The sequence below is a fragment of the Calothrix sp. FACHB-168 genome (assembly GCF_963889195.1).
GTDB lineage: Bacteria > Cyanobacteriota > Cyanobacteriia > Cyanobacteriales > Nostocaceae > Aulosira > Aulosira anomala_A.
Map to the genome: position 1 here is coordinate 66954 of NZ_CAWPNJ010000026.1, position 13244 is coordinate 80197.

7 protein-coding genes are annotated in these 13244 nt (G+C 38.9%); 6 read left to right on the forward strand and 1 reads right to left on the reverse strand.

All coding sequences use genetic code 11. The features are described 5' to 3' along the window. Window positions 1-3 precede the first annotated feature (3 nt). The 6 genes from AACW45_RS16475 to AACW45_RS16500 all read left to right on the forward strand — a co-directional run bounded on the left by AACW45_RS16475 (window position 4) and on the right by AACW45_RS16500 (window position 9955). Complete coding sequence (locus tag AACW45_RS16475; RefSeq protein ID WP_190633611.1) at window positions 4-2028, forward strand: ARC6/PARC6 family protein; 2025 nt, start codon at window positions 4-6, stop codon at window positions 2026-2028. Further along, window positions 2025-2789, forward strand: a complete 765-nt coding sequence (locus AACW45_RS16480) for a M15 family metallopeptidase (protein WP_242045683.1) — start codon at window positions 2025-2027, stop codon at window positions 2787-2789. The genes AACW45_RS16475 and AACW45_RS16480 overlap by 4 nt, the downstream gene beginning before the upstream one ends. Window positions 2790-3599: 810 nt before the next feature. Beyond that, on the forward strand, window positions 3600-3812 hold the full coding sequence (locus tag AACW45_RS16485; protein ID WP_190633612.1) for a hypothetical protein: 213 nt from the start codon (window positions 3600-3602) through the stop codon (window positions 3810-3812). Between the two features lie 118 nt (window positions 3813-3930). Further along, window positions 3931-5454 (forward strand): pentapeptide repeat-containing protein, encoded by a 1524-nt coding sequence (locus tag AACW45_RS16490; RefSeq protein WP_190633613.1) that lies wholly within the window; start codon window positions 3931-3933, stop codon window positions 5452-5454. Window positions 5455-5481: 27 nt separating this feature from the next. After that, the gene (locus AACW45_RS16495) at window positions 5482-6282 is read left to right on the forward strand and encodes a hypothetical protein (RefSeq protein WP_242045685.1); all 801 of its coding nucleotides are present in this window, start codon (window positions 5482-5484) and stop codon (window positions 6280-6282) included. A gap of 67 nt (window positions 6283-6349) precedes the next feature. Then, on the forward strand, window positions 6350-9955 hold the full coding sequence (locus tag AACW45_RS16500; protein ID WP_190633614.1) for a hypothetical protein: 3606 nt from the start codon (window positions 6350-6352) through the stop codon (window positions 9953-9955). Between the two features lie 66 nt (window positions 9956-10021). Here AACW45_RS16500 and AACW45_RS16505 read toward each other — a convergent pair whose 3' ends face one another. Further along, window positions 10022-13243: an RNaseH domain-containing protein gene (locus AACW45_RS16505; protein ID WP_190633615.1), complete on the reverse strand. Its 3222-nt coding sequence runs from the start codon at window positions 13241-13243 to the stop codon at window positions 10022-10024. Window position 13244: the final 1 nt, after the last annotated feature.

Sequence of the window (13244 nt, forward strand, 5' to 3'; positions counted from 1 at the left end):
GTAATGAATGTGCAAGACCAAATAAATAACAAAACCTGGGTTAGTTATCCTACTGTTCAGGTTGTGGCATTTATTGTGACGTTTGGACAAGAAAATCAACAAAAGTATAAAACAATTATTACTGGTTTATTACCTGAAGTTTTGAAGCAACACAAATTACGCAAGGATGCAATTGATTTTGTTTTACGCAGATGGAATATAGCTTCAAATGATAATGAGCTTGAAATCATTTCAAGACTACTAAAGCGAGCAATTAAACTTGCAGAAAAAATTTGGTTAATAGCTTTATTAAGTGGAGTTGTCCTAGTTGGGACTGGAAGCGTAGCGTCCATTTCAATTAATAACAAACAAGAAGTAAAACAACCACCTGAACCTACTCGTAGAATCCCAGATTGTGTTAAACAAAGCATCTGTATTAGTCTTGCAGAATTGGCACAAATTGAGAATCTTTACTTGGATATTAGTGAATTGACTGTTCAATTCAGAGAATTGAGTACCCCTGATGACCGTCTTAGTATCCGTAATCAAGGTATAAATTCAGGTGAAGTAGGTATCGATGGTCAAGATGTTACTTATGAAGGGACTATTATTGGTAGCTTCAAAGGGGGTGATGGCACAAATCCGCTAATGGTTTCCTTTAATTCTAATGCCACTAGGGAAGCTGCTCAATCTGTGATACGTAGCATTACTTATGAGAACATCTCGAAAAACCCCAGTCCTGGCACTCGCACGGTAGAGTTCAAAATTACCGATGGTAACAGAGCTATCAACGAGCCTCCCTTCACCACAAGCTTTCGGATCATCCCTAATACAAATGGTATTGTTTTCAATGCTCCTAATAATGTAATTGCAAAGGAAAATTCTGATTTATTAGTGAGTGGCATTAGCCTTAGTGCTCCTGACAAGGAAGAATTCACCGTTATACTCGAAGTTGCTAGTGGCACACTTAGCGTCAAAACTGATGTGACTAATGGTTTAATTGCTAATAAGATCAGAGGTAATAAAACAGAAAAGGTCACTCTTACTGGTACGGTTGCCCAAATCAACACTACTTTGGCTAGTACTGCTGCTGTTACCTACCGAGGAAGAAAAGGTTTCACAGGCGAAGACTTCCTTATTCTTACTGGAAATATTAATAAGAGAGAGAAGGGCTTAGTATGGCCACCAAAAGCTCAAAATCATGAGCCTGTTAGTCAGCGCACTAGTATTACTGTAAACCCTCTTAACCCTCCTCCTGTTGTTACTGTTCCTGAAAAGGAAATTGCTAACGAAAATACTGAACTGCCAATCAGTCCAATTAAAATCGAAGACCCTAATAACGAAATAATTATTGTCAATCTTGAAGTCTCTAACGGCACACTTACTATCAAATCTGACGTACCAAATGGTTTGACTGCTAATAGCATTAGCAACAATAAAACCAATAAAGTTACAATCAAAAGCAGTATTATCAGAATCAACAACACATTAGCTGATTCTGCTGGATTAATCTACAAAAGTAATCAAGAATATACAGGCGAGGATAACCTGAAAGTCACTGCCAACGATGGTAATAAAATAGGCACGAGCAACATTGGTATACTAGTTAACGATAATCCTGTCCTTAGTGTTCCAGAGTATGTTACTACCAGCAATGGTATGATTATTACTAAGGCAGAAGCTATGAATTTAATTGAATCATGGCTGGTAGAAAAGAAAAATGTATTTGCATTCCCCTATAATTTCCAAGTTATTGATAGGTATACGACAGGTGAATACCGAAAAGCTAGGGAAGGTTCGGTTGAATGGCTGAAAAAATATAATGGTTACTATACTTTTGGCTCACCTAAAGTTAGTTCCACTGGAAAATTTTTTGCACAAGAAAATCAGGTAAAAATCGATGTAAGAGTCTATCAAGAACAGACCCTTCGTGTTAATGAAGAAATTGATCCGACTCAAAGTAGACTTAGTGATGGTGTATATCGGTATACTTTACAGTTGGACAATGGCAGTTGGAAAATAGCTAATTCTCAGGACATCAGTAAATGAAATTTTTCAACAGGTTGTGGACTCGACTACGTTTTGTTGTGCCCATAATCCTAATTACAGTAGGAATTATTCTCAATGGTCATGCAGCAATAAGATTCCTGAGCCAAAATTTACTAACTCCCTCTCCTAGTTCCACTCCGACAATATCTCCCCTGCAAAAAATAACTCCTTCTGTTATACCCTCAGTTATTAAAGCGCCAACTACATCAACAAAAACTGCATTATCAGATAAGACAAAGTTCGGACATTTCCCCTATTCAGAAGCTAATCCTAAAGAAATGATGATAGTCGCAAGTTATGCCCTAAGTGAGTATCAAAGACTTGAAAAATTATCACCAGAAGCAGCATTAGCACTAATGAAACTAATCTATGCAGCACGAGATGAAGGAGTATGGATTATTCCTGTATCTGGCTTTCGCACTGTCGCTGCTCAAGAAAAACTTTTCCAAAAACAGATTGAAAAACGAGGCTCACCAGAAGCAGCAGCCAAGTTAAGCGCACCACCTGGGTATAGTGAGCATCATACAGGCTACGCCGTTGACCTTGCAGATGGTAATTTTCCCAAACAAGATATTACCAATCAATTTGCCGAAACTAAGGCGTTTCAGTGGTTAACTGTTCACGCCAAAGAGTTTGGTTTTGAAATGTCATTTACTAAAAATAATTCTCAAGGAGTAAGCTATGAACCTTGGCATTGGCGTTATATTGGTTCATCCCACGCGGCTGCAATATTTGCCAACGCAAAAAGCTCCCGCTTTTAAAAAAGGTAAAAAGGCGTATGAGTAGCAACAGGTCAGATATCGCCACTACAATTAAGCAAGATTTCTGCTTGTAAGCTTGACTTGGTTAATTAAGCTCATCCCACCCCTAGAAGGATACTGTTGGCGAAACATTGCTTAACACTTTGAATTCCCTGAGATACTGTAGTTGGTGGGTATTAAATGTTGAATTTATGTAATTCGATTAACGACAGAATCAGTATTTCGGATGTGAAGAAATAATTCGCCAACGGTATCCGTATCTCGGCTCAATGCCAATGACCTTATTGCTTACCGCACATTTTCAGAGTTCACTATTTGCCAGCTAAGGCAGACAATTTATCAAATAGATTTTTTTCCCAAGCAATACCCCCACAATGATTTACCATCCCGGTGGAGTATCACCATAAATTGTGACGCAGATGAATTGGAGCAGATAAAGGCTACCGCGATGGCAAAAATGAGTTAATGAAGCATTACAATTAGTCAAGCCGCAGTTTAATTACACTGATGACGTTTACCCATTCTCTGTACCCAGATAATTGGTCAGAAATTGCCATTGCTATTAAACAAGAAGCATCTTGGTGCTGTCAAAAATGCGGGTTACAGTGCATCCCCCCAGGAGAAGACACATCAAAACTTACACGCTCAAAACGCCAAGTTCACACGCTACAGGTACATCATTGGGACAGAAATCCAGCCAATAACCACAGAGGCAACCTTATAGCTCTGTGCAGTGGATGTCATCTTCTATACCATAGAGGTGGGAAATCTAATGTGTCGCCAGGGCAGTTGTCTTTGTGGTAGGTAAGCATGGACGATGATACTCAACAACTAATCGCAATCCAAGAAGAACTTAAGGGAATTAGCGATCGCCTCAGAAAGATTTTTCCGCCAACTCATTCCCAATTTGACTGCGTGTTTGAAAACCTGGGGGCGGCTGGATATTACATTCGTGGGGTTGGTTATCGGCTAGAATCGACTCTCAAAACCGTGCAAGGTGATGAAGAAAATGAAATTGAATAAATCTAACGCCTACTACAACGCATATTCAACATATATAACGTTTTTTGCCTCAAAATCTGGAATCTTGGATACCCAATCTGTATAACAATGTGAATCAAGACACCTTGCTTTAAAAACTATGACCCAGGACTTCTCAGGTCAAAATCTTCGAGGGCGCTCTTTTAAAGGACAAAACCTTAAGGGGGCAAATTTTAGTGGTGCAGATATTCGTAGTGCAGATTTTACTAATACTATTCTTGTGGGTGCAAATTTTACTGGTGCTAAAGCAGGATTGCAGAAGCGTTGGGCTGCTTTTCTACTTGTTAGTTCATTTGTACTATCTGGAATATCAGCATATTTTCCGGCTTTGATTGGAACAATAATAGCCCATCTATTTGTAACTACTAGCTCAGACTTGGCTAATCTAATTTTAGGCACAATTATTTTATTTTTATTAATTATTTTCTTTATAACTATAAGCCGCCAAGGATTAAATTTAGCTGAAAACTTCGCCCAAGTCTTTGCCGTAGGCTTCTTCATGGGCTTATTGGCACTCATCTCCGGGGGAGACTTCGCCAATGCCATCCCAATCAGTTTTGCGATAGGTGTCACTTTTGCCGGAGTCTTCGCCGCAGCCACAGCCTTCACTTTCGCCGGAGCCTTCGCCACAGCAATAGCTACAGCAATAACCGCCACTTTCTCCGAAGTCGTCACCTTTGCCGGAGTCTTTGCCGCAGCCGGAGTCTTAACCTATATTCTCTATGTCGGTGAAACATATATCTTCGATGGAATCGGTTCGTTTACCTATGGCTATGCAGTCGGAAGCTTTGTAGGTTCCGGGTATCTTGCGTTATTAAGCTGTTACATCGCACGGCAATCACTTAAGGGGGATGAAAAATATACTGTAATTTGGAAAGCTACAATTTTTATTGCAGCTATTGGCGGTACAAACTTTTACAATGCCAATTTAACTAATGCTGACTTTACAGGAGCAATCCTTAAAAGTACAGATTTTAGAGAAGCTACCCTAACTTGCACTTGTTTTTATGAAACAAAAGAATTAGACCGCGTTCGCCCTGGAAGAACTTACCTTCAAAAGAAACAATTGCAGGAGCTAGTAATTACAAGAGATGGAAAAAATAAAAACTTTGATCATTTTGATTTACGAGGTCTTAATCTACGAGAAGCTGATTTAGAAAATGCTAGCTTTATCGACGCTGACTTCTATGAAGCTAATTTGCAAGAAGCTAATTTATCCAGAGCCATCTTAGTAAGAACTAACTTTGAAAGAGCAGATTTAAGAAGTGCTAAATTAACTGGAAGTTGTATCCAAGATTGGGTAATTTCTAGAGTAACTAAACTTGATGGAATCGTTTGTGATTACGTTTATTTAAAGTGGGTTGATGGAGATAAACGTGACCAAATGCCACATAGGGACACATTTAAAAAAGGTGGATTTGTTTTTTTCGTTAAGTATATTTTAGACACTATCGAGATTTATCATAACAAAGATATTAAACCTCGGTTAGCCTTATCCGTTTTAAAAAAGATGTCTAGAGATTATGACAAACCTTTAGATATTGTAGCTGTAGGTAAAAGGGGTGATAAGGTTTTTATTAAAGTTAAGCTTTCTGAAACTGTCGAACCCGAACAATTTAAATAAGACTACTTCTCCAGATACGAGGAAGATTTGAAATTAATTTCATCCTCTTCTAAAGCGTTACCATCGGTGGATGAGGTTGTCGAGAATAGACTTGCAGAAATTGCTTCTGATAGAACGGATGAAATTTCATCAGTTAATGTCACATATATAGAATATATCAATACTCCCAAAGATGTAGTTATTCAAGGAGAGGTCATTGTGGAAAGCATTGAGGCTGGAGGAGACACAATTAGCCAAAGTGGTAGCTTTGGTGTTGGTGTAAACAAGGGAGAAATCAAGAATGTTGGACAGGTAGGTTTTATGAGTAATAACCCTGGTGGACTTTCAGTTGGTGGTTCTGTTGGTGGTAACATCAACAATGTCCAAGGCGATAACAACAAAGTAGTTAAAGGAGATACAAAAATGACTGGCGATCGCAATATCAACACAGGTGGCGGACGATATAATGAGCAAATCCAAGGTGATTACTATGAACAGAGTGGAAACTTTGGTATTGGTCACATGAGCGGGGGTGAAATTAAGGAAGGGGCAAAAGTCGCTGGAGTGATAAATGAAGCAGAGAGACAGAATTTAGCCCAAGCTGCTGCCGAGATTCAAAAACTCCTCGAACAGCTAGACAAGTCGTATCCAAGTAATACTACAGTAGGCAAGATGGCGATCGCTACAGAAACCATCAACCAAATCGATAGTGACCCAACCTTAGCTGCACGAATACTTAGCGCCCTAAAAGCAGGTGGTGTTTCTGCATTCGAGCAATTCCTGAATCACCCCGCCGCTAGTTTTGTAATTGGTGCGTTGGAAGATTGGCAGAAAAGCAAGGGAGCTTAAATAGCACGTTGTACATCATTTACCAACCCACAGCCTACTAGGTTGAAAAATTAGCTTATGCAAAAATATGGAAGAGCAGAACCCGCCTGAAAACCGCAATATTAATACTGGAGGAGGTAATTATAACGAAAAAATTGAAGGCGATTATATTGAGAATCAACATATCCATCCCCCTCGACAAAGTAAGCAGGTTGTAATAACAGCAGAAGATTTTTTTCGTCCCTTATTAAATGCCAAAAATCTGTTTAATCACACTTGGTCACTTGTTGGCAGAACTAAGTCTGTTGAAGAAATACATAAATTTGTCGAATCAGAGCAGCAACGGGTTGCTATCTTAACCGGACGTGGTGGTATTGGTAAAACAAAACTTCTCCACACATTTGCACAGCAGTTTGATGAACATCATCAGCAGTTTACCCTGCGCTTTTTGATGCAGGGAGAGGAAGTGCCAATTACTATGGAAAATCTAGAGGAATTGCCGATAGAGCCATGTGTAATTGTTGTAGATGATGCACACCAACGTGATGACTTGTCAGTTTTACTTGCTTTTGTAAGACAAAACTCTCACAGATTTAAGTTAATTTTCTCATCTCGACCTCAAGCTATTGACTTCCTTCACTCACGTTTAACACGAGCAGAATTTGATTCTCGTGAGGTTAGGGAATTTGAAATTCTCAAAGAATTGAGCCGAGATGAAGTGAAAGAATTGGCAATTCAGGTACTTAGCAATGAGTATGCCCATTATGCTGAAAGGCTGGCAATAATCACAAGGGATTGTCCGTTAATTACTGTGATTGGTGGAAAGCTGCTAGCAGAAAAGAAAGTAGATCCACTACTACTTGAACGGGATGAAGAATTTCGGAATTGGATACTAAAAAGGTTTCAAGATGAGTATATCGGAAAAGTTAGCGAGCAAGTCGAACCTCAACTCTGCCACAAACTATTACAGATGATTGCTGCTACAGCACCAATTCGATTAACTAACGAGGAATTTAAGCAGGTAGTTGTTAATTCTCTTGGTATAGATAAACATACATTAGTTAGTATATTAGGCATTCTGGAAACATCAGGTATTTTGCTCCGTCGGGGAGATACCCTACGTATTACTCCTGATGTCCTTTCTGACTATATCTTGCATGAAGCTTGCCTAACAAAGCAGGGAGATTTAACGGGCTACGCACAGCAGGTTTTTAATAATTTTATGCAAATTTGCCCTGAGCAAGTTCTGAGGAATCTTGCTGAACTGGACTGGCGTATCTACCATACAAACGGAGAGGAAACAAATTTACTTGCTGAAATTTGGCGGAATATTAAAGAAGAATTTCAAAAGGCATCAAATTTTGATAGATGCCAAATGTTGAATCTCCTCAAAGGAGTCGCTTATTATCAGCCAAGGCAAGTACTGGAGCTAGTAGAGTTTGCAATGCGTAATCCTGCTACAGCAGCAGATAATGATAGCATACCTCAACTGTACCGCAACTTCACTCATACTGACGTACAAATAAAACTGCCAGCGATATTGGAACGAATAGGCTACACTTTGGACTATTTACCTCGCTGTTGTGATTTGTTATGGGAATTAGCAAAAAATGATAAGCGAGAACTCAATCCTTACCCCGAACATCCTATACGTATTTTAACCAAATTAGCTAAGTATGACATTTATAAATCTTTAGAGGTCAATCGAATAGTTTTAGATTCAGTTGCTAGATGGTTAAAGAAACCAAATGTACATAATTACATTTACTCTCCTCTAGATGTTCTCGAACCACTATTAGATAAAAATTCTCATTCAACTCGTAGCGAGGGGTTAACTCTTAAATCTACCACATTTGCAGTAAGTAGAGAGAAAACGGAGTCTATTCGTGAAAAAGCTATTAGTCTTATTCAACAGTGTGCAACTTCAGAGCAGGTGAAAGTGTCTCGAAGAGCATTAGATAGTTTAAGTAAGGCTCTTCAAGAACCACAAGAAATGGTTGGACTAGAAGTTTCTGATGAACAGCGTGAGGAGTGGATTCCTGAGCAGTTACAAATATTGGAATTTCTCAGCCAGCTAGTTCAGAAAATAAGAGAACCACTCATTCATCTTAAAGTCATAGAAATACTGAAATGGCACATACATTTAAGTTATTCATCCGAAGTTAGACAAAAAGCTTTGGAAATTATTAACTTAATACCAGATACTTACGATTTCCAGCTAATTGGTGTATTAACAGCCTGTGATACTCTTGATTGGTTCATTAGCAACAGAGGCACAAAAGACCTTTATTCTGAATATAACTGGCAAGAGAAAGAGAAACGTATCCAAGACATATTATCTGCTGTTGTGAGAGAGTTTTTGAAAAGACATCCAGATGCGAATGAAGGGGTACGCATCATTAACGAAAAATTAATATTTCTTCAAGAATCAGGTATTGAAATTAATCGGAAGTTACCAGATTTTATGGGTACTTACCGATTAGAATTTTTACAAACTCTAGCAACAAATGCAGAGCCTGAGTATGTTATTCAATTTTGCGAAGCCATTATTAAAGAGCCAAACTCAAACCTTGCACCACAACTGTCATTATTACTGTGGAGAGTCAGACAATTCGATATTCATCGTGCTATTAAAATCGCTCAAATTGCTATAGATACTGAGTCATCTAGTCTTTGTATTTCGATTGCAGAAGGATGTCGTACTTGGTTAAATAACTTACAATCTGAAGATATAGAATTAATAAAAAGGCTACTTGCTCATAAAGACATACAAGTTAGAGGATGTACTATCCACTCATTGTGCATTATGAGGGATGTACAGCCACAATTTGTCACTGCTATGGTTCTCAGTACAGATATAAATGATAGCACGGAGCTTGCCAGCGCATTGTGTGGAATATTTTACCCAGAAATGGGTCTTTCAATAGATACTTTATCTGATACAGAATTAAAAATTCTATTGCAAAAGCTAGAACCTATTTTGAACATTAGTAGCTCTACTATTGGTAAATTCGTAGCTTGTGCATTGCAGCGATCGCCACGTTTAGTAATTCAGTTTCTGCTTAAAAGAATTGAAAATGCTCAGTTTAACGAAAATAAGAATTATCAAGCCATTCCATTTTCTGGGTTGAAATCTTATCTTAATAGGATCGAGAAAAGCAGCGAATATGAGGATATTTTAAGAGAAATTCGCAACCAAGCACTAAAAGTTTTTCAAAAATATAAATGTTGGTTGAATAACCATAACCACTATATATCAAAACTATTTGAGGAAGTCTCATTAGGATTGAACGCCACAAGTATTAAAGTGCTTGAAGAGTGGATTAATTCTGAAGATTGTGAAAAAATTCAGACGGTTAGTAGTTTCTTGAATCATGCTCCTCAATCCTTTGTATTAACTCATGTAGATTTTACTGCTAATTTACTTGAGCAAGCCTACAGTCTTGGAGATGAGTGCTATAAAACAGTAAATTCTCATTTATACAGTAGATATCCTTCTGCTTCTGATGTACGTGTTGTTTTTACTCCAGAAGAGCCAATTCCAGAGGATGTTGCTTTACACAATCAGGCTTTGGCTATTGCAAAACAGTTTCCTACAGGCTCCCCTGTACACAAATTTTATAGTTCTTTGGCTGAATCTGCTAAGGCTTCTATAAAGTTTTGGCAAAAGCAATGGGAAGAGGAACTAGGTTAACTCAATTTCACTTATAGTTCCTCAATCTGGAGCGATTAAATCTCGAACTAATATACTCAGTTTGTTCTATGAGTCTGACTCCCCTTCAGTCTCCTCATCTTCAATTGCAAACTCGCTAATATAGTCACGTACCACACGCTCAAAAAATAAGGGGGCGGGTAAGATAGTCCAATCCCTATAGTGACCGAAACTGTAGCGCAATGATTCTACAAGCAAAGCTAGGCTATCTGGATTATCCTCCTCTTGCCGCAAGGTAATAACAATCTCAAGGGGGTTTGGAGTAGGCCACTGACCCAAAAACGGACTTCTTGTGGCAACTTGGTGAACTATCAGCCCAGCTTTGTTATAAACTTTTTCTTTGGAAGCATCAGCTTTTTCAACAGGTGTGTTTATTAGCGTCTTCGCATAACAACTTTGCCCGCGTGAATACTGATGAAGCATTTTATTTCCCACAGATAGATAAGCAACACACCCAGTTTGGTTTATTTTTGTTTCACTCAGTCGGAACAATCCCGTAGAACTAGACGCTGAAGGAATTTCTCGGCTAGGGAACAAATTCTTTAGTTCTTTGAGAGATCGTGTGTCTTCCAGCGAGGTTTCAGCTAACTGTCTGACTTTTTTGTCGATAATTCCAGGTGCAAGGTCTTGTCGAATCCGAACTATGCGTGCGCCCTGCCACTCCTGCTGCATCCACTGATATTGCTGCCCAAGATCAATTTCATTGACATCAATCCTGATATCAGCAAGCCAAGGCCAAAGTTGGACACAGTTAGAAGAATCAATTATCACCAAGGGTTGCGCCTCTTCTTCCACAGAATTAGAAATAATCTGTTTAACAAATTCCATGAATCGAGTTCTTCGCTCCCTAACTTCCGATGCCAGTTTGATTGGAGAAAGTTGGGCAATAAATGAGATCGCATCAGGAAAGTCTTTCCACGGGCTGATTTCTAAACGATTTGCTTTCTCATAGGCACAGCAAAGCTCGCATTTTCCTGTGTCTACCTTGAGGCGCATTGCTATTGCTAAAAATGTATTATCAATCTGTCCACGAGCGCGACCCCTTTGTTTGCGAACAATTGTAATCGCCAAGATTTCTTTTGGTCTGGCTTCTGGTGGAATATCCTCTAGATACTTGTCAACCTTCTGTTGCAAATCATCAATACGACCGGAATGAGCAGAAAGTAAATCTTTCAAAGCTGCTTGTAATCGATGAAAGAAATTTCCGAGTTTGAAACGCTTAGTGGAAAATGTCTTTGCCATTGGCTCAAGAAACTGCACGCAGGCACCAGCCTTTGCAGCCAGCGCTTGGCGGGTTGAAGGTTTGTTCACTTTATCATCACGTTTAGCAACCTTCTGACCACTAGGATCTGGGTAAAACTTTGGTGCTAGTATCAGGCAGAAAGTTCGCTGTTTTCGGTTTTTAATTTGTTGCGTTATTGAATCCCATGCCTCAACCCGATGGCGCGACCGTTCTTTAGCTTTCAATTTGTTACCTGGCAGTAACTCTCGCGGTCCGTGGCTATTGGCTGGTAAGCGGTTAAACAGAACTTCGAGAGTTTCCCCCCACAGAATGGGAATAATTGCCTTTAGTAGATTTACTTCTGTGTCTAACCCATCTTCATAAAAAATGATTAGCGATAGACCTTCGTTGGGATACAATCGCCGCATAGCAGACTGGTTTGCCTGAATAATAGCTTGAAGTTCTTGCGTCTGATCTGGTGATTTGGTTTTGATAAATTTAAGAGATTTTCTTCCACTATCAATTGCTTCTAAACTGATGCCAAAGTATTTGTTTAGTAAGCGATTGAGTTGACTATCGTCTAGTTTATCAAGGTATTTCGGAGTAAATTGTGAGTTAGAATTTGAGTCTGTATTTGTTTCAAGAGCTTCCAGAACAGCACCAAGTAAGGTAGGTAAATTAATCATACGTGATGCTGTATTATCTAGTTTGTGGCTAGATTTCACAGGAGAGTAACTATTAAACGGTTTGAGTTTTGATGGGTTAAGAATTTTTGCGAGCGCCTCAAAAGCTTCTAACTTATCAATCTCCGGTACACCCTTTTCAATTCCCTCTTCTTCTAAACTTTCTTCGTCTTTTTCAAGATTGTCTTGAAGTCCATCGCGGTAAGTCAGCACTACTTGGCATTGGTCGGTCGAGGCTTTGCCTGACGCAATTTGTTGTCCGTCAAACGGCTGCATTGATAAATTCAGTTGGCGGCGTAAGGCTTCAAAATCTTTATCTGTGATCCAGCACCAGTTTTGATTTTCATCCCGTTGACAGATAACTTTGAAAGTAAAGGCACGGTCAGGATATTTTTGAGAAAATATAAAACCACTAATTGTATTGCGATCAAAGCTAGGAGGTTTTAACTGAGTGAGCCAACGACGTTTGGAAACATCAATTTTCAGCAAAGGCTGATGTAAAGAGGGATAAGTTATAACTTCCAGACGTAGCACTAAGCTGAATTTTCCCTTGATGGGATTGGTAATCAGTTCTGCCACACCAGAAGTAAACATTCCACTACTAGAAATAATGCGTTTTATTGAACCTATCTCTTGAAAAATTTCATGCCCAGCAATTTGACGAGATACAAAATCTGCTAACATCCTATAAGCATGTTTATCTTTAGGCTGAGTTGTACCTGTCTCTTTTGACCAATCCCAAGGTAAAGTATGAGATTTAAACGGAGAAATTGTTAGCAACTCCCCTTCTTCAAGAAGGTCTTCCAATCGCCCAAAAACTTCTGGTAATACCTGTTCTTTATCGGCAAAAGGTTTGAGGAAGTTAGTTATCCAGTCATTGAGAATTGTGTTAATAGCCTTTGTGAGTTCTTCTTCGGTATCACCATTTAAGTATGCAAAAGGTTCTGGGTCACTGGGATTTTTGGCATTTAATGCATATTTACTCAGTCCTAAATTTGATTGAATTCGTTCGGCATTTTTAAGTCCTACTTCTAGGAGTCCTCGCAGTGATGCGTAGGGAAGATTCTTAACGTTAGAATGTCCGTAATGAAAATTTCCTTTTTGAATTTGTGCAAGAATTGCCAAAGATTTCTTTGTCCAAGATAGGGTAAAACCCTCTACTATTATTGGAGAGAGATTATCCGGTACAGTGAAGGCTAGAGGAACTCGTTCGAGGAGCTTGGGTTGTCTTGATAGGGGAATGTAAAAGGTATCTGAAAGTGAAGTAATTTCTGCTATTTCATCTTCATCTAACATCAAGGATTCTTCATCCAGTTCGGATAAATCTTCATTTAAATCAAAGTCATCAGAAAAATTGTTACTCATT

Excerpts from the sequence above, each read along its gene's own strand:
- AACW45_RS16490 (WP_190633613.1), top strand. The coding sequence starts at position 3,931 with ATGACCCAGGACTTCTCAGGTCAAAATCTTCGAGGGCGCTCTTTTAAA.
- AACW45_RS16480 (WP_242045683.1), top strand. The coding sequence starts at position 2,025 with ATGAAATTTTTCAACAGGTTGTGGACTCGACTACGTTTTGTTGTGCCC.
- AACW45_RS16505 (WP_190633615.1), bottom strand. The coding sequence starts at position 13,243 with ATGAGTAACAATTTTTCTGATGACTTTGATTTAAATGAAGATTTATCC.
- AACW45_RS16475 (WP_190633611.1), top strand. The coding sequence starts at position 4 with ATGAATGTGCAAGACCAAATAAATAACAAAACCTGGGTTAGTTATCCT.
- AACW45_RS16500 (WP_190633614.1), top strand. The coding sequence starts at position 6,350 with ATGGAAGAGCAGAACCCGCCTGAAAACCGCAATATTAATACTGGAGGA.
- AACW45_RS16485 (WP_190633612.1), top strand. The coding sequence starts at position 3,600 with ATGGACGATGATACTCAACAACTAATCGCAATCCAAGAAGAACTTAAG.